The organism is Halobacillus sp. SY10, from assembly GCF_045401165.1.
GTDB lineage: Bacteria > Bacillota > Bacilli > Bacillales > Halobacillaceae > Halobacillus > Halobacillus aidingensis.
The window spans coordinates 3550757-3576707 of sequence record NZ_CP174345.1 but is presented as its reverse complement, the minus strand read 5'-3'; the positions used below and the strand labels follow the sequence as shown (position 1 = coordinate 3576707).

Sequence of the window (25951 nt, the reverse complement as noted above, 5' to 3'; positions counted from 1 at the left end):
GGAGTTTTTCAGATGTATAAACCAATAGATTCTTCCCTATCTCCACGTTTTTGTGGATTGAGTACATTTATGAGGTTGCAGGCGGTCAGGACGGAGGAAGATGTGGATTTTGCGGTTTTAGGCGTTCCATTTGATACAGCAGCTTCCAACAGGACCGGGCAGAGAGGTGGACCTCAACACATCCGTAAATCCTCTGTATTGCTTCGTCCTTACAATCCGGATCAGGATATTAACATTTTTGATTATGCCTCCGGTGTGGACTATGGCGATATTGATGTCATCCCGGGGAATGTCCATCGCACGTACGACAACATTGTGGAAGGCTTGGAACCGCTCCTCGACAAATCCGTAACTCCTATCATTTTAGGCGGGGACCATTCCATATCATTAGGCAACCTCCGCGCCTTCCATAAGAAATATGGCAAAATGGCTTTTGTTCATTTTGATTCCCATGGAGATACTTGGGACAACTATTATGGAGAGAAGTATATGCACGGGACACCATTCCGAAGAGCTGTAGAGGAAGGCCTTCTGGATATGGATCGTTCGATTCAGATTGGTTTAAGAGGCCCGCTTTATGGACCAGAAGACATTAAAGATGCGGAAGGTTTAGGCTTTGAAGTGTTGACGATGAATGACGTTCGGCGAATGGGTGTAGAAAAAGTACTACAGCGGATTCACGAGAAGATCGGTCCGGATCATCCGGTGTTTGTCAGTTTCGATATTGACTTCGTCGATCCCGCCTATGCACCGGGAACAGGAACACCTGAAGTGGCTGGCCCGACAAGTTATGAAGCGTTGCAATGTGTACGAGGACTTCATGGCCTTAACCTTGTAGGGTTCGATCTAGTAGAAGTCCTGCCGACACATGATGCGGGAGAAATCACTGCAGGTCTAGCTTCTGCGGTCGGTTACGAAATGATCAGTCTTGTAGCGATGAAGAAGAGAGCCGAACAAAAGGCTTTGACCAGATAACCAATTTTGAGAAGGGGGAATTTCTTTGCACTCGCAGGAAAAAGTAGACGACTATCATGTAGAAACGTACTCACCGTCTTTCTCAAAAAAGGATTATATGATGTTTATTGTTCCATCGGTGATTGGTGCTTTGCTTTTCTTAGCACCAATCTACTACGATGGGAAAGTTACAATCGGAGTCGGCATCATGGCCGAATTCTTTCAATCCTTTTTTGAAGGCTATCTTTATATCTTTATGACAATTATTTTGGCGCTGTCTGCCCTTGGGGCCATTTATACAAAAGCTGCTAAACCCGGCTGGATCATGAAATCCGAGTTCCTCCAGTCCTTGTTTAACCTTCATCCTTTTTGGTTGACCATCCGGATCATGGGAGCAGTGTTTGCCGTTTGTACGATCTTCCAATGGGGACCAAGCTGGCTGTATGCCGACATTACAGGCGGAACTGTCCTTTATTCTTTGATTCCTGTGCTTACCACATGGTTCTTATTTGCAGGCTTACTGATGCCGCTCATTTTAGAATTTGGATTAATGGAGTTCATCGGGTCCATTTTCCGTAAAATTATGTATCCACTTTTTAAACTGCCCGGTCGGTCCTCCATTGATGCTTTTGCTTCATGGATGGGAAGCGGAACGGTAGGCGTCCTTATTACAACGAGACAATACGAAGAAGGGTTCTACACGAAACGGGAAGCTTCTGTCATCGCGACAACCTTTTCGGTTGCTTCCATTGCCTTCAGCTTAGTTGTCATCACGTTTATTGGACTTGAACATCTCTTTATTCCGTTCTATGCCACCATCGTCGTCGCAGGTTTTGCCGCCGCTGTCATTTGTCCGCGCATTCCACCTCTATCAAAAAAGAAAGACGAATATTATGAACCTGTTGGAAAGCAGATCAGCGAAGCTGTACCTGAACATACATCAAACTTCCAATGGGGTCTTGAAAAAGCACTCGAAAAAGCACAGAAAGTCCAAGGGTTTAAGCATATCGCTAAAAAAGGTGTCCATAACGTTGTCGATATCTGGTTTGGATTGTTGCCACTTGTGATGGCACTTGGAACTCTTGCTTTGATCCTGGCTGAATTCACATCGGTGTTCACATATCTTTCTTACCCGGTTATATGGCTTTTGAATCTACTGCAGATTCCGGCTGCTGCTGAAACAGCACCGGCGATCCTTGTCGGTTTTGCAGATATGTTCCTGCCTGCCGTTGTCGGTAGTGGGATTGAAAGTGAACTTTCCCGTTTTATTATAGCTGCTGTGTCCGTTACTCAGCTGATTTATATGTCAGAAGTAGGGATTTTGTTAATCAAGTCGAAAATTCCTGTTGGGTTTCTCGACCTTGTCATCATTTTCATTCAACGAACGTTGATTACTTTGCCAATTATTGCTGTTATGGCTCACCTGTTCTTTTTCTAACATTGCAGGAGTGAGGAGAGGATTGAAATGTCAGAAGAGAATCATCTATATATCAATGGAACATGGGAAAAAGGAGAAGGGAAGAAAAGAACCCTTATCAACCCCCATAATGGACAAGTTCTGCGGTCGTTGGCTGATGCCTCAAAGTCCCAGACGGAAAAGGCTTTGCATGCAGCAAAGGAAGCTTTTGATCAAACCGGCTGGGCAACGAATGTTAAGCTGCGGGCAGATTTTTTAAAGAAAGCAGCGGACGAGATTGAAAATAGCGCGAATGAAATTGCTGAGCTGGAAAGTTTGAATACTGGGAAGCCCATGAGAGAGTCGATCATTGATATTGAAGATACGGTGACATGCTTGCGCTTTTACGCAGATTTTGTGGAAGAACAAGATATGAAAGATATCGATATGGAAGACGGTACAACAAGTAGGATATTGCGTGAGCCCATTGGAGTATGTGCTTTGGTTGTTCCCTGGAACTTCCCGCTTTTATTGGGGATGTGGAAGATTGCCCCCGCTCTCGCTGCAGGGAATGCTGTCGTATTCAAACCTTCTGAAGTCACGCCTCTATCCATTCTGAAGGTGGTCGAAATTTTTGACCGGATCGGTCTTCCTGATGGAATTTTCAATATTGTTTTAGGGGACGGAGATCCAGTAGGAGATACACTGATCACCCATCCTTTAACAGATAAAGTATCGTTCACTGGTGGATCGGAGACAGGGAAAAAGATCAATGAAAAATGTGCCCGTGCATTGAAAAGAGTGTCCCTTGAACTCGGAGGAAAGTCCCCATTGATCGTCTTCGATGATGCCGATGTGGAGGTCGCGGTCGAATGGATTTTGTTTGGAGGATTCTTCAATCAAGGGGAAGTTTGTGTAGCCTCCTCCAGAATTCTTGTACAGGACTCCATTTACAACGACGTGTTAGCGAGATTAAAAGACAGAATAAACGAAATCAATGTAGGAGACCCCATGAATGACTCGACAGAAATGGGACCGCTCATCAATCAATCTCACTTTGATAAAGTCACGAGATATCTGGAAAAAGGTGTGGAAGAAGGAGCAACTTTATATGGAGGAGAAATCCTTGACCAAGAAGGGTATTACATACGCCCGGCTGTGTTTGCAGATGTAAAACAGGAGATGAGTATTGTCCAGGAGGAGATCTTTGGCCCCGTCATTACTATTCAGCCATTTAAAGATGAGCAGGAGGCTGTCAATTTAGCTAATGATACAGTTTACGGGTTAGCGGCAGGGGTACTGTCCGTTGATGTAGAACGCGCTGAAAGTGTAGCAGCCCGGTTACAGGCAGGAACGGTATGGGTGAACAATTATCATATTCCATACATTGAAGCTTCATGGGGTGGTTATAAACAGAGCGGCATCGGAAGAGAACTTGGACCGGAAGGATTTTACGCATTCACAGAAGTCAAACATATGAATGTCAATCGAACGTTAGCATCTCCTGAGTGGTACTCCTAACTTTGTCCCGCAGGATTCAGAGTTCCTGCATCCTGCGGGGATTTTAAGAGAGTTCGATATTTTTTTAAGAGTAATTTACTGAAAATTAAAAATAAAAGGTGGTTATATAATGGCTAGTTGGATAGAGAATTTTGGCAATGATAATGTCCGTCCGACCCCGAAGAATGCAAGAACCATGACTTTTTTCAAAACGTTCACCTTATGGCTGGCAGCAAATGTCGTCATTACATCTGTTTTAACAGGAATGCTATTTATCCCAAGTATTTCTTACACGACAGCCATGTGGGCCATTTTATTAGGTTCATTGATTGGAGCGATTCCGCTTGTCCTCACGGGATTAATAGGTACGAGGACGGGATTACCGACAATGGTCATGAGTAGAGCAGCTTTCGGGCAGAGAGGAGCGGTGCTGCCGGCAATCGCCAACTCGATTGTTCTTGTAGGTTGGAGTTGGATTCAGGCTTATATGGCTGGTTTAAGTTTGAATTATGCCGTTGAATACACAACTGGTTATAGCAATATCAACTTATTCGTTATCTTGACCGAACTTTTGGTTGTTGCCATTACGATCTATGGTCACCGTGGTGTGGAGCAGCTTGAAAAATGGGTGTCCATAGCGATGCTGATTCTTTCGTTTGTCGTTTTCACCAAACTGTTTACCACGTATGAAGTAGGTTCTTTGCTGACGATTCCATTGAGTGAAAATCCTGAAGTGACGGCTATCATCGCTTTTGATATCGTTGTTGCGACCGCTTTCTCCTGGATGTCTTCAGTTTGTGACTTCAACCGGAACTGTACATCAGAGAAAAAGGGGATGATTGGCACTTATGCCGGATATATTTTAGCTTCTCTCATCGCTATGGGGCTGGGCGCAACTGTAAGCGGTTTCAGTATTTTGTCTGGTATGGAACAGACATATGATCCTACGATTCTATTGTCACAATATGGATTCGGCCTAGTCGCTGCCATCGTCGTCTTTTTCTCTGTTCTATCAACAAACGTCATGGCCCTTTATAGTGCGACGATGTCCTTTATGACGGTTATTCCAAAGGTAGGTTTCTGGAAGCCTGCTTTAGTGATGGGGATTTTATGTACGCTTGGTGCTTTACTCAAAGATACCTTGATGGCCAACTTTTATAATTTCATCTTGTTGATTGCAACAATGTTCATTCCTGTGTTTTCCATTATTTTAGTGGATTATTTCATCTTGAAGAAAGCCCGCTATGATGCTGAGGATATCTATTCGAATGCTAAAGGGATCTATATGTACACGAAAGGTGTCAATATCGCGGCATTTTCCGCTTATATTCTTGGTGCCGTATTTGCCTATGTGTTTACTTACGTTATGCCACTCGCAATCGGTGCAACTATTTTGACTTTCCTATTTTCAGGTGGACTGTACTGGATATTAATGAAACTCATGTATCAAGGAGTTGGACAGGTGAGAGAAGAAGATGATGTAAAGAACGTAGGAGGACTATAAAAAATGAAGGTTCAAATGGCTTTAAGTCAACGAGAATTTATACCTGGGGATAAAAAAAGCAATATCCAAAGGATGGAGGAAGACATAGAGCTTTGCAAAAGGAAGAAGCCGAGGACCAATCTTGTTGTTTTTCCTGAACTCTCGGCGACCGGTTATTTTTTGGAGCCGGCGCTAAGAGATGTAGCGGAAGAAAGGTTCGGTTCTACTTTTCAACGGATGTCTACTGCAGCAAAGAGGGAAGGCCTCTATCTCCTTTATGGATATGTTGAAAAAGATACATCGGATCATCTCTATAATTCTACGATGTTACTGGACCCGAATGGGCAATGCATTGCCCATTACAGGAAAATTCACCTCACACCTTTTGAAAAAGAATTCTTTAAAGGGGGAGATGCTCCTGTAGTCGTGGACACGCCGATTGGCAGAATCGCATTACTTATCTGCTGGGATTTGGCATTTCCTGAGTACTCCGCCTATTTATCCAAGGAAGGAGTCGAGTTAGTTTTGGCTCCAAGTGCATGGGAGTCTCCTTACGAGGGGCCATTTGCAAGGTTTGCTTCCGCTCGGGCTATAGATACTACAGCATATGTTGCGACTTGTAACCACAAAGGCCAGTCCGGGAATTTATCTTTCTTCGGACAATCCAGAGTTTACAATCCTGATGGAACAAAAGTAGCTTTATTTGAAAATATCCAAGAGAAATGGATGGTATCTACCATCGATTACGATGTAATCAAAAAGTGGAAGCAGCGTTTCTTTACGATGAATGACGACCGAAGAACTGACGTATTTGAAAGGAGGGAAAGCTATGCAAATCAAAAAAATCGTTGACCTTTCCATTCCTGTCACATCCAAAACCCCTGTGTATCCAGGAGATCCTAAACCTCATCTAAGTGCAGCAGCCAATATAGAAGAACATGGGTACAATGTGAGCAAATTGAATATAGGCTCACACACCGGTACACATGTGGATGCCCCCTACCATATCACAAAGGAAGGCAAAAAAATTGATGAAGTGTCTCTGACTCACTTTGCCGGAGAAGGAATTGTTCTGGATGTAACACATAAAAATCCAGCGGAAGGCATTACAATAGAGGACATTCGTGGTGACTTAGAAAAGCTTCGTTCAGGAACAATTGCTTTGTTCCATACGGGGTGGGATGCTCATTTAGAATCTGAACTCTATTATAAACACCCTTACCTAACCATTGAGCTTGTTACCGAACTGCTAAACAGAGGCGTGCGAACGTTTTTTATTGATGCGTTGAATATCGATCCTCCAGATGGAAGCAGCTTTCAAGCTCATGAAGCGATCACCGGCTTGAATGGGATTATCGGCGAGAACTTTACCAACTTTGATCAGATTGATTTTGAACATCCTTTTGTAACCGCCTTTCCATTGAATATGCCCGGGATAGATGGGTCACCTGTTCGGGCAGTCGCAATGGAATTTGAATAGTGCTTAAGCAATTGTTTGTACGAATACTGGTCGCGGTGTATGAAATATGCTTTTATCGATCAAGCGCAACTCATTTTCGAGGTGCGCTTTTTTGAGCTGATTTTGTACTCTTAAAAGATATGTTTTCTATACTTCATAGACAAACGATATTTTTTGTCATTTATTAGGGTGATTTTGGACATTCCCTTATAATTAGCTACTACTATACCGATATAACCAGGAGTAAAGTCTTGGTTGAGAGGAGGTTTATGTGGGTGGAGCATGTGAAAACAACATTATTAAGTTTTCGTCAATGGATTAAAGATACACCTTATTATCCGTTTCTATATAGAGACTTGAATGAAACAATAACCAAACTAGAGGAACCAATTCATGGAGAAGAACGATGAAAGAAGCGAAAACACCTGCAAAAATGAATTATCATTATAATCAAGCGAAGATTGATCCTTGAGAAACCAGGCTTTTGGCCAGAAGAATAATGAAGATGATTTCTGCCATCTCCGTCGGTGTTTGACATTGTTTCGCATGAAAAGAGGTAGAGTTCATATAAATGGTTTTTCCGGAAAGGGAGGGAGTTGAAAATGACGATGCGGCAGATCCTTTTTTTAATCAGTTGGGCCGTCTTTGTTTTGTATGCTGTATTTTTCGCTCCAGAAGGCAACCAAGGGTATCTCGATCAATTATTGACCATGGATGATCCGGATCCTTTTTTATTGATGGTGTTTAGTTTTCTTGGTATTTATCCACTCGTTTTTACTGCCTTGCTTCTACGAGAAGATGATAGCCGCTTGCCGTTATGGCCTTTTGTTCTGGGAATGTTCATGTTCGGAGCCTTCGCCTTAATGCCCTATTTCTTTTTATCAAAAGGAAATCATACAGGAAAAGGAAGGGCTCCAGGGTGGTTATTAAAGGGACTTTATTCCCGCATTTTTTACATGCTTTTGATTACTGGAACCGTTGCTTTATTTTTGTATGGCATGACGCAAGGGAATTTTAAACTCTATCTTGAGGCTTTTCAAATTTCACAATTTGTCCATGTCATGACCATCGATTTTGTTGTGTTGACGATATTGTCTATTTACGTCATGTATTGGAAGGAATGCAGAAATGGGAGGTCGAATCAAAAACATTGGTTCGGTATTGTCCCGATTTTAGGAGCACTCCTCTATATGATGCAGAAAAATGACTAATAGAACCTTTCAAATCTTCACTAAGGTTGTACAAATATGTTTTAACAAGCACTGTAGGGGGTAACTAATTCCTATAAATATATAAAACGTCAAATTTCTACAAATTACTGAAATAATCACGTTCTTATAAAAGGAGGTAGAAATTTATGAGAGAAGATATGCTTAGAGTGTTGGATCAGAGAGATCATCTAGTGAAAGAGAATCAACGACTTCAGGAGGAGCTGGAGCAAGAGCGTATGAAGGTTCTCAAAATGAAACAAGAATTAGAGAAACAACACGAAAAACAAACTCTTTCCACGATGGGAGCATAAATATAAGGATGAGACTCAAACGGATGAAGCTGCAGTACTTCACTGGTTTGAGTTTTTTTATGCGAGTGGGAAGGACCGTACTTTTTAATCACCACTTGGATGAACAAGCTCGTTGTCTATAATTCTATGGGGTCATACCTTTTTAGTACGTCTGTTTTAGTCGGGGACGAGTAAATGTGAATGCGCTATATCTATTGTTTATGTTGAATAATGAGGAGAGGAAGAACATATCGTGTTCTTCCTCTTTTTTTTTACCAAGCGTCATTCTAAATGATATAAGAAACGGTTTTATAATTATGTTAGACTACCAATATATGTTAGGAGGGGGCTTATGGATAAGATAAAAATAATTCTCATCGTCTTAGTTGCCGGCCTTGCCATTTATGCAGGAACATTACATAACAAACTTAAATCATACCAACAGTTTGTGGATTGGGCAGAATTCACACCTGCCTCGATTATGCTTGATGAGAATTACGTATTTTATGAATTAAATTCGATCATTAAAGAATCGATTGAAAAGGAAGAAATGAATAGTGACACGTTCCAAACACTACAAAATACTTATTGGAATATAAGAGACCACCTTGAAACTCTAACTCAAATGGCTAATCAGTTGGAAGGTGAAAATGTCAACTGGAATCATATCTTCGAACAAATTTCTACGGTTATACACACATTGGAAAGAATGGACAAAGAGAACAATGAAAGTGGAAAGTTAAGTGAAGAACAGGCCGATTTTTTGAATGACGTTTTGACCCTGAATGATAGAATGTACAAGGTATTTGGTGAGTATAAATCCATTTCGAATAAGGAGCGGAAGGACCTTGGCCGTGATTATTGGGTGGATTACATCAAAGATATTGAACGGGAAACAAAAGGGATAGTGGTTAAAGGTATTAATCATCATTAAAAACCATTAAGGAAATGAAAGGTATGGTTTGGCATATACTGGTTTGGATTGAATGGTAGAAAACGAGGTAGAATGAGTGATCCAGAACGGATCAGCTATTCAAGGAGTGGAAAAGATGCAGGGTGTAATAGCTATTGTCTTTTTTATGATTTTAATCGTAGGAATCATGGGTCAAAAGAGCGCAAAAGACAAAGAAAAGTATAGGGAGTTAGAAAAGAGAATCGAAAAACTTGAGGAAATAGCTAGGAAATAAAGAGGAGGAAGTCTATGGCGAACTATCCGTCCATCCAACAAATTTACACACACTTGCATGCCCACCCGGAAACGAGTTGGCATGAAGAGAAAACCACCAAATACATAGAAACCTTGTTAGCTGAAACGAGCTTTAACATTCACCGTTTTGATGATTGTACGGGTTTAGTAGCAGAACTTGGTCACGGGAAACCTTGCGTAGCAATCCGTGCAGACATGGACGCTCTCTGGCAGGAAGTGGACGGAGAATTCACAGCTAATCATTCATGTGGTCATGATGCTCACATGTCGATCGTGCTCCATGCTCTTTTTGCATTGGAAGAGAGAAAAGCAGATTGGAAAGGAACGTTACGAGTCATTTTTCAACCTGCGGAGGAAACAATCGAAGGGGCAATTGCCATGGTCGAAAAGGGAGTGGTGGATGATGTTGATTACCTTTTCGGCTTGCACTTGAGACCGATCCAGGAGTTGAGGTCAGGAGAGTTTGCACCAGCCATTCAGCATGGGGCCGTACGGTTCCTCGAGGGACGGATAGAAGGAGAAGATGCTCATGGAGCGAGACCGCATTTAAATAAAAATGCCATTGAGTTAGGCGCAGAATTGGTTCAGTTGCTTAATAACATCCACGTGGATCCTATGGTCCCACACTCGGCAAAAGTGACTTCGTTCCACAGCGGAGGAAAAAGTACAAACATCATTCCAGGTCGTGCGACGTTTTCCATCGATGTAAGAGCCGAGGATAATGAGATCATGGATGAATTGACGGATAAAATAAAATCAGCCTGCCATGCACTATCAAACTTGCATGGTACGGGTGTTCAGGTAGACGAGAAGGCACAAGTTCCTGCGGCTGTGATTAGCGAAGAAGCAGCAGGTTATTTGGAACAAGGTATTCTTAAGGTCAGGGGAGAAGATGCCTTAAAACGAGCCATTCAAACGACCGGAGGAGACGATTTCCACTTTTACACGATCCGAAAGCCGGAGTTGAAGGCTTCGATGCTTGCTGTGGGTTGTGATTTGAAGCCAGGGCTGCATCATCCGCATATGACATTTGATCAAAGCGTCATGGCTGATGCTTCTCGTGTGTTAGTAGAGACACTACTAGACGTACTTAAAGAGTGAGGTGTGAAATAAATGGAGAACGCAAATGATGATCGACATTTTTCTTACCCAAACTTGTATATGAGTCTAGCTGAAAAGACCTTTGAGAGATTAGGGAAGTCTTCTTATTATATACTGACGATAAAAAGATTTCTTGTAAATAAAAGGCAAGGTCCGTATCAATATCAAGTGATTGTATTGGAAAAGGATCAGGAAATTGCTAATGTCGTAATTGAATCCGAGGATAAGAAGCAATTACTTACGAAGAGTAAAAAGACAGGTATAGCTTTATTATTCAAGCGAAGGCCTAAGGTTAAAATTGAGGATGTGTTGATGGTTCATTACAAACAAGACCGTAAGAAATCTACACCATGGGAAAAAGAATCATTGAAAAACCTGTGTAAAGTCTATAATGAGGTGCTGGAAGAAAAGGAATACTAGATTGTTTCTGTTGGAAAGGCATGTGGTAAACACTGTAAGAAGATAATCTTTTCCAAGGGAGAGATGTAAAAGAAATGAAAAAGACACAATTAGGTAAATCTGATTTACAAGTCAACCCGATTGGACTAGGCACAAACGCCGTTGGAGGCCATAACATTTATACCGATTTAGATGAAGAAGCGGGAAAAGACGTGGTCCGCACAGCATTGAATCATGGAATGAATTTCTTGGATACAGCATTCATCTATGGGCCTGAACGTTCCGAAGAACTGGTTGGAGAGGTCATGAAAGAGTATAAAAGGGATGAAATTGTTCTCGCAACGAAGGGAGCGCACCAATTCAAGGAAGAAGATGTCGTTTTTAACAATGAACCTTCCTTTCTGAAAAAATCAGTGGAAGACAGTCTTCAGCGATTGAGCACGGATTATATCGACCTCTACTACATCCATTTTCCTGACGAGGGAACACCGAAGGACGAAGCTGTGGGTGCATTGAAAGAGTTGAAAGATGAAGGGAAAATACGGTCCATTGGTGTTTCGAACTTCTCGGTTGAGCAACTGAAAGAAGCGAACAAAGATGGCTATGTCGATGTCATTCAAGGGGAGTACAACCTGTTCAAGCGCGAAGCGGAAAAGGAAATGCTGCCTTATACAGCGGACAACCAAATCTCATTCGTTCCCTACTTCCCGTTTGCATCCGGTCTTCTCGCTGGGAAATATAATGAGAATACAACATTTGATGATTTTCGTGCGAAGAACCCTCTTTTCCAGGGTGATAACTTTAAACAGAATTTAGCCAAGGTGGATCAATTGCGTCCTATAGCGGAAGAGAAGAGAGTGGAGGTTCCTCATATTGTATTGGCCTGGTACTTGAATCAACCATCTATTGATGCTGTCATTCCAGGAGCGAAGCGTACGGAACAGGTGGTCGATAACTTGAAGACGTTGGATGTGCAATTGACCGATCAAGAAGTTTCAAAAATCAGTGAGATCTTTTCTTAAGTATTGATGACTCCAACAAGGCTGGCATGCTTTGTCTTCACAGGGAATTGAAAATATAAGAAGTTTAAATCAAAGATAGAACCAAACGTCCATCTCTATTTTCAAAGAGGTGGACGTTTTTAAATGAAAAATCATGTGTAATCACACTACTCTTCATATCATAGCCCCATCACCATAAGGAGTGAATTTGGTAAAGAGAGTGTAACGGAAAGGAAAGATAATCGTCTTATTGTATACAGGTATAAAATACCATATCCCATACTGAAAACTTTCCGAATGGGAATGTGGAATTTAACGAGAGGTGATAAAGGTGAAATGGTGGGTGGGACCTTTGATGGTCTTGTTCCTAGTTGTAGGGTGTGCTGCCTTTACCAGTAGTAGTAGTGGTGGTGCTGGTGGTGAATCATCGAATGACATTCCAGACCATATAGGTTCTCCGAACTCGATGGATGTGCCAAACTTTAAAGGATGGTCAACAGAAAAGATCAGTGAGGAATCAGGATATGAACCTTTTACAGGAGAGTTCTTCAAGGGAATCTACCTAACCACAACGTTCTTTATGGTTGAACCCGGAGAGAGTGTTGGGACGTTTGAATCCTTTCCTAACCAGAAAGTGCGCGTCCAACTTGTAGAAAGAACACGTGAATTAGAGAAAGTTGACATGGTAAAGGAAGAGATTTTCAGGAATGGTGAAAAATTGACTGTGGAGCTACCAGAGAAAAAGGGGGCCATTTACACATACAGCCAGGAAGCGCTGAGTGAAAATGATGAAGTGTTAGATACGGACGTATCCCTTTTCTATGTGCCGCGGGAAGAATTCAATGCTCGGATGTACGTGGAGGAAGACTCGTATGGAGTGGACGAAACTATACAAATCAAAGTGGAGAACTGGGGACCGACTCAGTTAACATTTGGTAAAGGCTATTCCTTAGAAAAACAAAGTTTCGGAGGATGGAGAAGTATTAACAAATATGAGGCTTTTGAGGATATTGGTTATTTTCTCGACCCGCATGGTACATCCATACAGGAAATCGATTTGGAAATGCAAGACGTAAAACCGGGTACGTATAGGGTTGTGAAGACTTTTGATGCGGCACATACTGACATTACGGAACAATTAGCTGTTGAATTTAATGTTGAAGAATGATGGAGTGCATGTGGTTGTGTACTCACGGTGGATGAACAGAATAAAGAAGAGTTCCTCCATCGAACTCTTCTCCTGCCGGTGTTTTGATTGCTTGATTCCTGACGTTTTTTAAAAAGTTATCACAGTGAGTTTACGTTGATTTTCTAATGTAGTTCGTACCTCTACTAGCTATTCCGAACACCCACCTTGATCTAAGGTGGGTGTTCGTTATTCTTTGATCATATCCTCGTTATTCTTGATCATCTGAGTGACCGCTTCCTTCGGATCAAAGACCTTCTCCCCTTTCAAAAATTCCAGATGTTCTTTATGGGTAGCAAGGGTCCTTTCAATCCCATCCGGATCCTTGAAATGTACCATTTTTGGACGGATTAATTCATAGATGGTGCGTCCGATTTCCATTGTGAACGGATTTTCTGTTTCCTCTAAAATGGCATAGTGGAATTCTAAATCGATGTCCACAAGCTCCTCTGGAGACAAGTCAGGCGACATACGTTCCACTTGCGAATGATACACCGCTTCAATCTTCTCTAAGTCTTTCTTTTTCTTCGTAATGACCATGTTCATCAACAACATTTCAAAATGCTGGCGGAACTCGATGAGCTGCTCGACATTATGACTATGCATGATCAAGCTGAAGATAAGCGGGTTCATCGTCAGTTTTGAAGAGTTATCTGTGATGAACATTCCTTCTCCGCGTTTGATTTGAATGACACCAATCGATTCCAGGATTTTAATTGCTTCCCGGACAGGTGTCCTGCTCACTCCTAATTGTTCAATCAGTTCCATTTCGGTCGGTAATTTATCTCCAGGTTTCAGCTTCCCCTCAATTAAATAGTCCTTGATTAAAGAAACAATCCCCATCGTCTTTGTTTGATTCGGGTGAATTCTGTTAAATGTAAGATTCAATAAAAACATCCTCATATAAAAGTATTTTAATATTTCAGAATTTTCCACAGAAGGCATTTACATTGAATGAATATTCAGATAATATACTATATAATACATCATACATATGATGTACTCGTCAATAGCTTTTATTTTTCGGTCATGTATGAAGATGATCTTCATTAAAGTTCAGGAAAAATTAAGGAAAGGAGGAGAAAGATGATAGAAGTCATTGAAGCGCTGATTCAAGCCACTTCAGAGGACCGGGTCACAACTAATGAGACGATACTGGCACAGCACGGGAAGGATGAAGCTTACTCAGAACCGAGGAACCCTGATGTGGTCGTCTTTCCGGAAACGAAGGAGGAAGTATCAGCAATCATTAAAATAGCCAATGAATACAAGGTGCCTGTGGTGCCATTTGGCCTGGGTACAAGCCTTGAAGGACATGTCATCCCGTACCATGGTGGCATCAGTCTTGATTTCTCATCAATGAACCGTCACATTGAAGTCAAACCTGATGATTTCCTTGTAACCGTGGATCCTGGTGTAACACGGTCGCAGTTGAATAAGAAGTTAAAGCCTTATGGTCTTTTCTTTTCTGTCGATCCAGGGGCAGATGCCACCCTTGGGGGAATGGCCGCTACGAATGCAAGCGGAACGACGTCTGTGAAATATGGGGTGATGAAAGACCAAGTGAGAAGCTTAGAGGTGGTGCTCCCAAATGGGAAGATCATCCAAACAGGGACACACGCCGCGAAGTCTTCCTCTGGATACCATTTAAGCACCCTCTTTGTAGGGTCAGAAGGAACTCTCGGCTGCATCACAAAACTTACGCTTCAGGTCTACGGAATTCCTGAAACCATCGTAGCTGCCCGTGTATCTTTCAAACATCTGAATCAAGCGGTGGAAGCTGTGATTCAACTGTTATCTGCAGGTATTGAACTTGCAAGGGTGGAGCTTGTTGATGAGGCATCGATCAAACAAGTGAACGAGTCGAATGATAAAAACTTCAAAGAATCCCCGACCTTATTCATCGAATTTCATGGCAATGAAGCCAGTGTCCAGCATGACATTTCTTTTGCTGAAGAGTTATTAGCTGATGCAGAAGGCATGGATATCGAGTTCGAAAAAGATGTGAAAGGCAGAAATGAGCTGTGGGAAGCGCGCCATAACCTCGCTTATTCTTTTGTCCATGGACACCCGGGAAAGAAAATGATGGTCACAGATGTTTGTCTGCCGATCTCGCAGTTAGCGCTTGGCATCCAACATGCACGCGAACAAATGGATGCGCTTTCATTGGATGGTGCTTTACTTGGTCATGTAGGGGATGGAAATTATCATGCGTTACTCATGATTGATCCTGACAATGTGGAAGAGAGACGGAAAGCGGATCTCTTCAATGAAGCGATTGTCCACCATGCCCTTCAAAGAGGAGGAACATGTACGGGAGAACATGGCGTAGGAGTCGGAAAAATGAAATACCAGCAGTTGGAACATGGGGATTCACTTGAGGTGATGCACCAAATCAAACAAGTGCTTGATCCGAATCAAATCATGAACCCTGGGAAGATCTTCGACAGGGTATAGGGGGCTGAGTAATGAAAAAAATTTCGTTCTGGTTGGTTTCTCTTTTGTTCTTGATGGTTTTGGCTGCATGTGGAAGTGATGATGCTTCTTCTGATGGTGGCGAAGAAGCGTACACGCTTCAGGCTGGTCATTCTTTACCAGAGGATCACCCTTATCATTTAGGATTCCTTGAAATGGCAGAAAACGTTGAAGAACGAACAGACGGACGGGTGAAAATCGAAGTGTTCCCGAACAGTGAAATCGGAGCAGAGCGCGAACTTACGGAAGGGATGACACTTGGAACGGTAGACCTTGTTGTTTCATCAACCGCTCCTGTCACGAACTTTGTTCCAGAACTCGGAGTTCTTGATGCTCCTTTTATCTTTAAAAATCGTGACGAGGCGGTCAGCGTCTTAGAAGGGGAAGTGGGAGATACGCTCTTTTCCAAAATGGAAGAGGAAGGAATCATCGGACTTTCCTGGGGGGAAAATGGCTATAGGCATGTGACGAACAGTGTGCGTCCGGTTGAAAAACCTGCCGATCTTGAAGGGCTGAAAATCCGTACCCAGGAAAACGACATTCACTTGGCAGCTTTTGAAGAATTAGGAGCGCAGCCGACACCGATGGCTTGGACAGAGGCATTGACGGCCTTGCAGCAAGGAGTTGTAGATGCCCAGGAAAACCCGGCCATTGTCGCCGACCAGTTCAAACTTTATGAAGCCAACCAGGAATACATGACATTAACCGGCCACGTGTATTCTGTTGCCATTTATATGATGAGTCAGCAAACATACGATGAACTTCCGGAAGACCTCCGCGACATTGTTATGGAGGAAGGTCAGAAGGCCGGGGCGATGGAACGAGACATGATTGTAGAAATGGAAAAAGAGTCTCTTCAAACATTAAAAGATGAAGGGATGCAAATTATTGAAGAAGTCGATACCCAACCATTCCAAGATGCAGTAAAGCCTGTTTATGATCAAATCGAATACCAGGACTTATTGAACCAGATTCTTGATGCACAAGAGTGATGGGGAACTGGGGGAAGAGATCCCTTCCCCTACCTCTTCATCCAGAGAGGAGGAGTTATCATCCAATTATTCTTAAAGTACATAAACCTGGGGATGAAACATTTCCTGAACCTTTTGCTGGCTGTATTGACCGTTTCTGTATTTATGCAAGTGGTTTTCCGTTTTCTTATTGAACAACCGCTCGCATGGACCGAAGAGCTGGCCCGTTACTGCCTCATTTGGATTACCTTCCTGGGGGCGGCTTATGCCATGTCATTACGGGCACATCTAGGGGTGGAGTTTTTCGTGAATTCCTTTCCATTACTAGGTAGAAAAATCATGGCCGTCATTGCATCTGTCGTCAGTCTTTCGTTCTTTTTTATTCTTGTCATCTATGGATTTCAGCTTGTTAGCAAATCGACGAGCCAAACTTCACCTGTTCTAGATTTACCGATGGGCTTTGTATATCTTGTCATTCCAATCAGCGGCATTTTTCTTATCATTAATTTACTTGCCAATACGATTGCAGATGTGTTGAAAAAGGAGGGCGAATCGAATGACGATCCTGCTCTTTAGTATCTTGATCCTCCTTTTTTTAATCAATGTTCCAATTGCTGTCACGCTCGGGATGGCGGCGACAATCGTCTTCCTTATAGAAGGAAACTTATCGATCATTGTCATTGTTCAGCGCATGTTCAATTCGGTCGACTCTTTTCCATTATTAGCGGTACCCTTTTTCATTTTAGCTGGAAAGCTGATGGAAAACGGCGGGATATCCAGACGATTGATCCATTTTGCTAATGTCATCGTCGGCAGAGTCAAAGGTGGATTGGCCATTGTTTCCATTGTTGCCTGTGCTTTTTTCGCGGCTATTTCGGGATCAGCTGCGGCTACTACAGCTGCCGTTGGTTCTTTGTTGATACCGGCGATGGTGAAAAAAGGCTATGACAAAAGCTTTTCGACCGCTTTGCAAGCAGCTGGAGGAACGGTAGGAATCATGATTCCTCCGAGTGTCCCCCTTGTTCTTTACGGGGTGACAGCTGGTGTTTCGATCAGTGATTTGTTCCTTGCGGGTATTGTTCCAGGAGTGTTGGTCGTCGGTTCCTTAATTGTTCTTGTCTTTTTCATTTCTGTAAAAGAGGGATATGGAGGCGGAGAGTCTCATTCCTTCAAAGAGTTTTTGAGAGCATTTGCGGATGCGATCTTAGCTCTGTTGATGCCTGTCATCATCCTTGGTGGCATCTATGGTGGGATTTTCACAGCGACAGAAGCTGCGGTTGTGGCGGTCGTTTACGGGTTGATTGTCGGCGTATTCATTTATAGGGAAATCAAACTTCCGGACTTGACGGAGATTTTCTCTTCTTCTGTTGTCATATCAGCTGTCATCATGTTCATCATCGCGGGAGCTTCTGCTTTCGGCTATTACTTGACGCGTGAACGCATCCCCGCTCAATTGACGGAGGCGATGCTCGGAGTGACCGATAATTGGATCATCGCTCTCTTAATCATCAATCTATTACTCATATTCGTCGGGATCTTTTTGGAGACTTCAGCAGCCATCATTATCCTGACACCGATTCTCGTTCCGATTGCCAACGCGATGGGCATTAACCTTACGCATTTCGGCATCATTATGATCGTCAATTTAGCCATCGGCTTTATTACGCCTCCTGTGGGCGTCAACTTATTCGTCGCTGCGAATATTGCGGGGACCAAATTTGAAAAGCTGGTCCGTGCGATCATTCCGTTCATCATCATTATGATTATCGATGTTCTAATTGTTTCCTTTTTACCATTCTTAAGCCTATGGTTCATTCAATAAAAAGACGAGGAGGGATTATGTGAAAACTTATCGATTAGCTGTACTGCCAGGAGATGGCATTGGTCCTGAAGTCGTGGAGGAAGGAATGAAAGTCTTGGACGCTTTAACCAAAGCAGATTCGTCCTTCCAGTTAGAGACCACATCCTTTGAATGGAATTCGGAATATTATTTGAAGCATAACCGCATGATGCCGGAAGACGGTCTGTCGACTTTGAAAGAGTATGATGCCATCTTCTTTGGAGCCATTGGTGACCGTCGTGTTCCTGAACACATCCCGATCTGGGACCTGATCATGCCGATCCGTAAAAACTTTCATCAATATGTGAACCTCCGCCCGATTAAACAATTGCCTGGAGTTCAGAGTCCCATTCAAGCGGATGGACCTATAGACTTCTACGTCTTCAGAGAGAATGCGGAAGGGGAGTACTCCAACATCGGGGGTCGGTTATATCAGGAAACAACTGATGAACTGGCGATTCAAAATACGGTGATTACGAAAAAAGGGGTTCAACGCCTGGCCCGTTATGCGTTCGACTATGCTCAGAAGAACGATGTTAGAAAGATTGTGAACGCAACGAAATCCAATGCGATTGTCCACTCGATGAGACTGTGGGATGAATCAGTCAAAGAAGTGGCCACGAATTACGAAGGCATAGCTGTCGATGATGTCTATATTGACGCCTTGGTTGCCCATTTAGTCCAGCGTCCGGAATCGTTTGAAGTCATCGTCGCTTCCAATTTATTCGGTGATATTTTGACAGATCTCGGAGCGGCCCTTGTCGGTGGATTAGGGTTATCACCGTCCGCGAACTTGAATCCAGAAGGCGATTTTCCATCCATGTTTGAACCGATCCATGGTTCTGCTCCTGATATTACTGGAAAACAAATCGCCAATCCGATTGCGCAAATATGGTCGGCCGCTTTAATGTTGGAGCATTTAGGAAGGGACGACTTAGCGTCGGTTGTGATGAATGCCATTGAACAAATTATAGAAATGAGGACAGCTTTGACTCCTGACATGGGAGGGAATGCGAAGACGTTTGAAACCGGAGATGCCATCGTCAAACAAATCTACCATCAGATGTAGGAGGAGAATCGATGAATTTTCAAAATAAAAATGTTGTCGTGACAGGGGCCAATGGTGGAATGGGGCAAGTTATTACGAAGCGGTTTTTAGAAGAAGGAGCGAAAGTAGCGGCTTTGGATCTGCGTGTCGATGAGGTGGAGAAGTGGAAAAGCGAATACGGCGATCAATTCGAGGTCATTTCCGCTAACCTTACAGAGGAAATAGAAGTGAGGGAGGCCGTCGAAAAAGCGACGGAATTCCTGGGACCTATCTCCATATTAGTGAATACTTTAGGAATCGCCCAGCCTGCGACACCGATTGATGAAGTGGAAGTCGCTGATTGGAATCGTTTATTGGCTGTGAATACGACTTCTTTATTCCTTATAAGCAAAGAAGTGGTAAAAGGAATGAGAGAGCAACGTGCTGGTGTGATCACCAATGTTGCTTCCATTGCTGCTGAACGTCCCCGACCTGGTTTGAATGCCTATGTCACATCAAAAGGAGGGGCGTTAGCTTTTACGAAAGCGCTCGCCATTGAACTAGCCGAATACAAAATCCGTGTGAATGCGATCAATCCTGGCCCGTCAGATACGAGTATGCTAGGGAAATTCAGCCCTGAAGGCGGAGACGTCGATCAGGTGAAAGAAGATACGTTTAAGAAAAGCGTCCCTCTAGGTGAGTTGGTGACACCTGAAGATATCGCAGAAGCCGCGATGTATTTAAGCTCTGACGGTGCACGGATGGTGACAGGAAGTGTCTTGAACGTTGACGGAGGAAGAGGCCTTTAAAAAGAGGAAGGGGTGAAGGTATGAAGCACATGTATGTAAGTGGTGAATGGGTAGAGAGTGAGGATAAAAGAACGGTAGCCACGAAAGATCCAGCGACACAAGAAGTCATTGCAGAAGTACCAAGAGGCGGCAAAGAGGATGTTCATCGAGCTGTGCTTACCGCAAGGAAGACCTTTGAATCTGACGAATGGCAGAATTTTGCCGATGAAGAGCGCGGAAGGATTCTTTTTGACATGGCAGGGAGAATTAGAGCAGCGTCTGAAGAGTTGGCTCAACTGGAAACGAAGGATACAGGAAAGCCGATTTCTCAAGCCAGAGGTGATGTGGAAGCTGCCGCACGCTACTTTGAATATTATGCAGGCATGGCTGACAAAATTTTTGGTGAAACCATCCCTGTCCAGGCGGATGTATTGGATTACACGGTGAGGGAGCCTGTCGGAGTGACGGCCCATATCATCCCGTGGAACTACCCGATTCAAATCACTTCAAGAAGTACGGCCGCTGCCATTGCCACAGGAAATACTGTCGTCGTAAAACCGGCGGAAGATACGCCTCTCACAGCCTTGAAACTTGCGGAACTTTTTGATGAAACCTCTTTGCCTAAAGGAGTGTTCAATGTCGTTACGGGCTACGGAAAAGAAGCCGGGGATGCGTTGATTCATCATCCCGAGGTCAACCATATCACCTTTACCGGCTCTGTCCAGACGGGAAGGCTCGTCATGGAAGCAGGTTCAAAGAATATCGTTCCTGTCACGTTGGAGCTTGGTGGAAAGTCCCCGAATATCGTCTTTGAAGATGCCAACTTGGATGAGACCGCAAAGTGGATCGTCAAATCGATTGTTCAGAATGCCGGCCAGACGTGTTCGGCTGGGTCACGCCTTCTCATACAAGAAGGGGTAAAGGAAGAATTTTTACAACGAATCCAGAAACAAATGGAAAGCTTAAGTCTTGGGAGAGGGTTGGACGATCCTGACTTGGGACCCGTTTTGTCGCAGAAGCAATACGAGCGGATTGAAATGTTTCTAGACATTGCGAAGAAGGAAAACGCCTCGTTTGTAACAGGAGGCAAGCGTGTCCATGTGGATGGATGTGAAGATGGTCATTTTATTGCTCCGACGATCATTGATGGACTCGATCCCCACAGTGAAGTGGCGCAGGAAGAAATATTCGGACCAGTTCTCAGCGTGTTCACTTTTAAAGAAGAACAAGAAGCCATACAACTTGCCAATGACACCCCTTATGGATTGGTGACAGGTGTGTGGACGGAAAACATCGGACGAGCGCACCGTCTAGCCAGGAAAATAAGAGCCGGACAGGTATTCATCAATAACTATGGAGCTGGCGGAGGCATTCAGATGCCTTTTGGTGGCTACAAAAAAAGTGGCTTTGGCAGAGAGAAGGGGCTTGAAGCTCTGAAAAACTATACGATTTTAAAAAATGTCGCAGTCAAGATGTAATCGCAATTTTCTTTGATCACCCTATGAATCAATGAAAACTTTTATCTTGGAAGTTTTCAACTCTATAAAAAAAGGAGATGGGGTCTTGGAAAAAGAAAGGAAGAAAAAACAGGATGACCGGTTCAGAATTGCCAACAGGGAAGCACTGATTGGAGTCGCTCTTGCTGTGTTCAACTTCATCTGGTGGTTTGCTTTCGCTTACGGTTTAGGAGATCGAACACCTGAAGACTATTCATACGTCTTCGGGTTACCTTCCTGGTTCTTTTACAGTTGTGTTTTAGGATTCATCATCATGGCTTTACTCGTCATTTTTGTTGTGAAGGTCTGGTTTGTGGAAGTTCCTTTCGATGAAGAGGAAGGTGAACGAACATGAACACACCGGTCGTCATTTCACTCGCTATTTTCCTTGTTTTGATTTTTGCCATTGGCTTTTGGTCGAGTCGTTCTCTTAAAAGTGCGACGGGAGATTCTTTCCTTCAGGAGTACTTCCTCGGAGGCAGGCAGCTCGGAGGATTTATCCTCGCCATGACGATGATCGCTACATATGGAAGTGCGAGCAGTTTTATCGGTGGTCCGGGTGTAGCCTATACTCAAGGCTTCGGCTGGGTGCTCCTTTCCATGTCCCAGGTAGCTACCGGTTACTTTGTACTGATGATTCTCGGTAAAAAGTTTGCCATCATGGCCCGTCGATATAAAGCGGTCACGCTCATCGACTATTTGAAAGGTCGCTATCAGAGCAAGTGGGTCGTATTGACCGCTGCTTTCAGTATTATCGTGTTCCTTTTTTCCGCTATGGCTGCCCAGTGGGTCGGCGGAGCGCGTCTGATTGAATCTCTTACTGGTTTGAATTATACGACTGCCTTGTTCATCTTCGCGGTCTCCGTTCTCGTCTATGTCATCATCGGTGGGTTCAAAGCGGTTGCTCTTACCGATACGGTCCAGGGTGTCGTCATGTTTGGGGGCACGCTCATCTTGCTGATTGCGACGATCATGGCAGGTGGTGGAATCGACAACATCATGGCAGACCTTACGGCAGAGAACCCGAACCTCGTCACTCCATACGGTGCCGATGGTGGGTTAAGCCCGACTTATGTATCCTCCTTCTGGATTCTCGTCGGTATCGCTGTTGTCGGTTTGCCGCAAGTAACCGTTCGTGCCATGGCCTATAAAAACTCCCGTTCCATGCACCGCGCGCTTATTATCGGAACAATTGTTGTAGGGTTCATCATGTTGAACATGCACTTGATTGGTGTATTCGCACGTCCGATCCTTCCTGGTATTGAAGTGGGAGACAAAGTGATGCCTTTGATTGCCCAGGAAGTGCTGCCGCCATGGCTTGCCGGTATTGTTTTAGCTGCTCCAATGGCAGCCATCATGTCCACGGTGGATTCCTTGCTGCTCCTTGTCAGCTCTGCTGTTGTGAAAGATGTGTATTTAAATTACATTAAACCGGATGCTTCGCATACACGAGTGAAGCGAATGAGCTTTGGTGTTACAGCCATCCTTGGGATTTTAGTTTTCCTTATGGCTTTAAGCCCTCCGGATTTATTGATTTGGCTGAACCTGTTTGCCTTCGGGGGACTTGAAGCGACCTTTATTTGGCCTGTGGTTCTTGGACTTTATTGGGATGGCGGGAATAAATACGGGGCGCTTGCATCGATGGTCGTCGGGATTGCTTCCTATATCATCGTCGACCAATTTTTCCCGAGTTTATTCGGTATGCATAACGTTGTTGTCCCAATTCTCCTTTCCTTTGTCGCCTTTGTCACCATTAGTTTATTGACCAAATCACTCATTCAAAATCAATCCATTTCTCATGACCAATTAGAGAGGAGCATGTAATTTATGTCCCATACACAAATCGAAACGAGAAAAATTCGTGATCGAAAACGGGTCATTTCTTTAACTCAAGAGCTTGTTCGTATCCCAAGTGTATACAGACCTGGAGTTGAGGGTGGGAATGAGGAAAAAGCGGCTCATTATGTGGCTGACCATCTGAAAAAGCTTGGCATCGAAGTTCATGTGGAGGAAGTGGAACCTGGGCGGCCGAACGTCATCGGGGTGATCGACTCAGGAAAGCCCGGACCGACGCTTTTATTTGAAGGGCACACGGATGTGGTGACGGAAGGAGATCATGAATCCTGGACATACGATCCCTTCGGTGCTGAGATTGTTGGGGAGCGGATGTACGGCCGAGGTACGAATGATACGAAAGGGAACCTCTCCTGCATGATTACGGCTGTCCAATCGCTCCTGGAAGATCAAGAAGAATGGTCCGGGAAAATCATTTTATGCATCCCTTGTGATGAAGAAGGAATGATGATCGGTATCAAACACTTTATCAAGCAAGGCTGGGCCGATGCCGTAGATGGAGCTATTATTTGCGAACCTGAGGAAAACCAAGTGTGCATCGCCCAGCGCGGAGCTATGAGAGTGGTTTTGAATGCGTATGGAAAAATGGCTCATGGAGCGATCTCATGGAGTGGCATTAACCCGAACTGGCGGATGGCAAAAATCATCGTAGAATTAGAGAAACTGGAAAAACGGGAGCAAGAGCGGCTCGGGAAGCACCCGACTTTAGGGTGGCCAAGTATTACGCCAACTATTTTACAATCGCCGGCTAAAGGGGATGCCCAGATCAATGTCATCCCGGAACAATGCATGACAACGCTGGATATCCGCACCGTTCCTGGTCAGGACCATGAGGTATTGAAAGAAGAGCTACAGCAAATATTAGATCGACTTGCCAAGGATGATCCGGATTTCAAAGCAGATTATACGGTCATTGAAGATCGTCCTTGGACATCGACGGAGAAAGATGAACCTGTTGTAACAGCCACCTCAGAAGCGGTACGCACTGTTCTCGGAAAAGAGCCGGTTTATAACGGCGTTCCTGGTGCGACGGACGGTACATTTTTACATGTAGCCGGTGTGCCGATTGTAACGATTGGAGCAGGAGATCGTGAAGTTCCGCATCAGATTGACGAATATGTGGATATCGAGGAACTAGCAGAAACAACGGAAATCTATAGGCAAGCCGCTTTGAATTTTTTAAACTCATAAAAAGTAGAGCCCTGGATTTATTGGATTCAGGGCTCTACTTTTATAAAATATTATGTTGTTTTTATTATTGGATATTAAATTCAGCAGCCAATCCTTCTTCCACTTCGGTGTCGGAAACACCGAGACGCTTGATGATTCGGTGTTTTCCTTTTTCAAGATCGTAGGATTCGAGTTTGACAGTATGGGTAGTTGATTCTTTTGGAAGCAGAATATATTCCATAGCTACGACTGCTTTTGGTCCTTCGACAGTCTTCCATGCCTCATTCTCATAAGATTGAATGATGAACCTAGCCCCATAACTTAACCTGGAAGGACCGAAATTGGTGATTCTGAAATCCATCGTGTCGGTGGGAGAGTAGGAAGTCTTGTCGATAGAAACTCCTGCATTCACTTCAGGCTTGGGTGGTACATAGACAATACCGACATAAGTATCGATGACCTCTCCATTCCCGTTCATCATCTCTGCACTAAGGGAATAAAGTTGGGCTCTTTTTTCCGGGAGGGTGGCGACGAGCCCTTTCTCGCCTTCTTTGTACATCACTTCTTTTACCTTAGCCATTTTCTCTAATTCTTTCGTCCGTTCAATCAGTTCTACTTTGACTGTATGTCCTTCTGGGATCCCTTCTATGTATGTTCCTTGTTCTTCTCCAGGCTGGTTGATTTGAAAATCAGCAATCGGGGCGATCATATTGCTACTGTTAAACCCTTCCCCTGTTTTCGACCCATATCCTGTTTTTTCTAAGATTTCTTCTTCTGTGTAAGGAAAGCGTTCCGTGAACATATACTTACTAGAATCAGGTTCTCCCATTTGACTGGGGATCGCTTCACTATATGGATTGCCCGAGGTTTCTTTGGTCGTCATGCTTTCATAAATCCATAACCCAAATACCGCTATAATACAGATGGTTATGATGCTGAACAGCGTTTTTAGCATTAGACACATCCCCTTGGTTTTCTTCAATTGTATCACATGGAATATATTACTAGATCTGGGGTTTGTGTCGGAACACTTGATCAAATGTTTTCACTAAGAATGGAAGCTTTCATGAAGAATTACTTTGAATTTATTTTTTTATGAGGAAAAATGAGAACTGAAGTTTCAGAAGATGAAAAATTCAGAAT

The 25951-nt window shown here is 43.6% G+C and carries 26 protein-coding genes; 24 read left to right on the top strand and 2 right to left on the bottom strand.

From position 1 onward, the window contains the following. Positions 1–12 precede the first annotated feature (12 nt). From speB to ACJA3J_RS18170, 14 genes are all read left to right on the top strand, one after another. Positions 13–975 carry an agmatinase gene (speB, locus tag ACJA3J_RS18235; protein WP_406944875.1) on the top strand — a complete coding sequence of 321 codons (963 nt, stop codon included), beginning with the start codon at positions 13–15 and terminating at the stop codon, positions 973–975. Between the two features lie 97 nt (positions 976–1072). Continuing rightward, on the top strand, positions 1073–2392 hold the full coding sequence (locus ACJA3J_RS18230; RefSeq protein ID WP_406946323.1) for a YjiH family protein: 1320 nt from the start codon (positions 1073–1075) through the stop codon (positions 2390–2392). A 27-nt stretch (positions 2393–2419) separates the two neighbouring features. Then, positions 2420–3871 carry an aldehyde dehydrogenase family protein gene (locus tag ACJA3J_RS18225; RefSeq protein WP_406944874.1) on the top strand — a complete coding sequence of 484 codons (1452 nt, stop codon included), beginning with the start codon at positions 2420–2422 and terminating at the stop codon, positions 3869–3871. 109 nt (positions 3872–3980) lie between these two features. Beyond that, the gene (locus tag ACJA3J_RS18220; RefSeq protein ID WP_406944873.1) at positions 3981–5354 is read left to right on the top strand and encodes a purine-cytosine permease family protein; all 1374 of its coding nucleotides are present in this window, start codon (positions 3981–3983) and stop codon (positions 5352–5354) included. 3 nt (positions 5355–5357) lie between these two features. Beyond that, positions 5358–6185, top strand: coding sequence for a carbon-nitrogen hydrolase family protein (locus ACJA3J_RS18215; RefSeq protein WP_406944872.1), 828 nt, complete (start codon positions 5358–5360; stop codon positions 6183–6185). Next, positions 6163–6813 (top strand): cyclase family protein, encoded by a 651-nt coding sequence (locus tag ACJA3J_RS18210; protein WP_406944871.1) that lies wholly within the window; start codon positions 6163–6165, stop codon positions 6811–6813. The genes ACJA3J_RS18215 and ACJA3J_RS18210 overlap by 23 nt, the downstream gene beginning before the upstream one ends. 581 nt (positions 6814–7394) lie before the next feature. After that, on the top strand, positions 7395–8003 hold the full coding sequence (locus ACJA3J_RS18205; protein WP_406944870.1) for a hypothetical protein: 609 nt from the start codon (positions 7395–7397) through the stop codon (positions 8001–8003). A 146-nt stretch (positions 8004–8149) separates the two neighbouring features. Next, complete coding sequence (locus ACJA3J_RS18200; RefSeq protein ID WP_406944869.1) at positions 8150–8314, top strand: hypothetical protein; 165 nt, start codon at positions 8150–8152, stop codon at positions 8312–8314. A 331-nt stretch (positions 8315–8645) separates the two neighbouring features. Continuing rightward, complete coding sequence (locus ACJA3J_RS18195) at positions 8646–9227, top strand: hypothetical protein (protein ID WP_406944868.1); 582 nt, start codon at positions 8646–8648, stop codon at positions 9225–9227. A gap of 115 nt (positions 9228–9342) precedes the next feature. Beyond that, positions 9343–9480, top strand: a complete 138-nt coding sequence (locus tag ACJA3J_RS18190) for a hypothetical protein (protein WP_406944867.1) — start codon at positions 9343–9345, stop codon at positions 9478–9480. 14 nt (positions 9481–9494) lie between these two features. Next, positions 9495–10601 (top strand): M20 peptidase aminoacylase family protein, encoded by a 1107-nt coding sequence (locus ACJA3J_RS18185; protein ID WP_406944866.1) that lies wholly within the window; start codon positions 9495–9497, stop codon positions 10599–10601. A gap of 12 nt (positions 10602–10613) precedes the next feature. Then, on the top strand, positions 10614–11021 hold the full coding sequence (locus tag ACJA3J_RS18180) for a hypothetical protein (RefSeq protein WP_406944865.1): 408 nt from the start codon (positions 10614–10616) through the stop codon (positions 11019–11021). Positions 11022–11095: 74 nt separating this feature from the next. Continuing rightward, entirely contained in the window at positions 11096–12022 is a 927-nt protein-coding gene (locus tag ACJA3J_RS18175; RefSeq protein ID WP_406944864.1) for an aldo/keto reductase, read from the top strand. A 310-nt stretch (positions 12023–12332) separates the two neighbouring features. After that, entirely contained in the window at positions 12333–13169 is an 837-nt protein-coding gene (locus ACJA3J_RS18170) for an immunoglobulin-like domain-containing protein (RefSeq protein ID WP_406944863.1), read from the top strand. Positions 13170–13376: 207 nt separating this feature from the next. On the opposite strand, the gene ACJA3J_RS18165 is transcribed toward ACJA3J_RS18170, so the two are convergent. Then, positions 13377–14084, bottom strand: coding sequence for a FadR/GntR family transcriptional regulator (locus ACJA3J_RS18165; RefSeq protein WP_406944862.1), 708 nt, complete (start codon positions 14082–14084; stop codon positions 13377–13379). Between the two features lie 189 nt (positions 14085–14273). Between ACJA3J_RS18165 and ACJA3J_RS18160 the strand changes: the two genes are divergently transcribed. The 10 genes from ACJA3J_RS18160 to ACJA3J_RS18115 all read left to right on the top strand — a co-directional run bounded on the left by ACJA3J_RS18160 (position 14274) and on the right by ACJA3J_RS18115 (position 24829). Further along, positions 14274–15644, top strand: coding sequence for an FAD-binding oxidoreductase (locus tag ACJA3J_RS18160; RefSeq protein WP_406944861.1), 1371 nt, complete (start codon positions 14274–14276; stop codon positions 15642–15644). A gap of 11 nt (positions 15645–15655) precedes the next feature. Then, entirely contained in the window at positions 15656–16654 is a 999-nt protein-coding gene (locus ACJA3J_RS18155; RefSeq protein ID WP_406944860.1) for a TRAP transporter substrate-binding protein, read from the top strand. A 93-nt stretch (positions 16655–16747) separates the two neighbouring features. Beyond that, positions 16748–17209, top strand: a complete 462-nt coding sequence (locus ACJA3J_RS18150; RefSeq protein ID WP_406944859.1) for a TRAP transporter small permease — start codon at positions 16748–16750, stop codon at positions 17207–17209. After that, positions 17190–18455: a TRAP transporter large permease gene (locus tag ACJA3J_RS18145; RefSeq protein WP_406944858.1), complete on the top strand. Its 1266-nt coding sequence runs from the start codon at positions 17190–17192 to the stop codon at positions 18453–18455. The genes ACJA3J_RS18150 and ACJA3J_RS18145 overlap by 20 nt, the downstream gene beginning before the upstream one ends. A gap of 19 nt (positions 18456–18474) precedes the next feature. Beyond that, the gene (locus tag ACJA3J_RS18140; protein WP_406944857.1) at positions 18475–19542 is read left to right on the top strand and encodes a tartrate dehydrogenase; all 1068 of its coding nucleotides are present in this window, start codon (positions 18475–18477) and stop codon (positions 19540–19542) included. Positions 19543–19553: 11 nt separating this feature from the next. Further along, a complete protein-coding gene (locus ACJA3J_RS18135; protein ID WP_089651177.1) occupies positions 19554–20309 on the top strand; it encodes an SDR family NAD(P)-dependent oxidoreductase in 756 nt (251 codons plus the stop codon). A 20-nt stretch (positions 20310–20329) separates the two neighbouring features. After that, a complete protein-coding gene (locus tag ACJA3J_RS18130) occupies positions 20330–21766 on the top strand; it encodes an aldehyde dehydrogenase family protein (protein ID WP_406944856.1) in 1437 nt (478 codons plus the stop codon). 85 nt (positions 21767–21851) lie between these two features. Next, positions 21852–22139, top strand: coding sequence for a YhdT family protein (locus ACJA3J_RS18125; protein ID WP_406944855.1), 288 nt, complete (start codon positions 21852–21854; stop codon positions 22137–22139). Next, positions 22136–23608: a sodium/pantothenate symporter gene (gene panF / locus ACJA3J_RS18120; protein ID WP_406944854.1), complete on the top strand. Its 1473-nt coding sequence runs from the start codon at positions 22136–22138 to the stop codon at positions 23606–23608. The genes ACJA3J_RS18125 and panF overlap by 4 nt, the downstream gene beginning before the upstream one ends. Before the next feature lie 3 nt (positions 23609–23611). Then, positions 23612–24829, top strand: a complete 1218-nt coding sequence (locus ACJA3J_RS18115) for a M20 family metallopeptidase (RefSeq protein ID WP_406944853.1) — start codon at positions 23612–23614, stop codon at positions 24827–24829. Positions 24830–24893: 64 nt separating this feature from the next. Here ACJA3J_RS18115 and ACJA3J_RS18110 read toward each other — a convergent pair whose 3' ends face one another. Continuing rightward, positions 24894–25763, bottom strand: coding sequence for an immunoglobulin-like domain-containing protein (locus ACJA3J_RS18110; protein ID WP_406944852.1), 870 nt, complete (start codon positions 25761–25763; stop codon positions 24894–24896). Positions 25764–25951 lie beyond the last annotated feature (188 nt).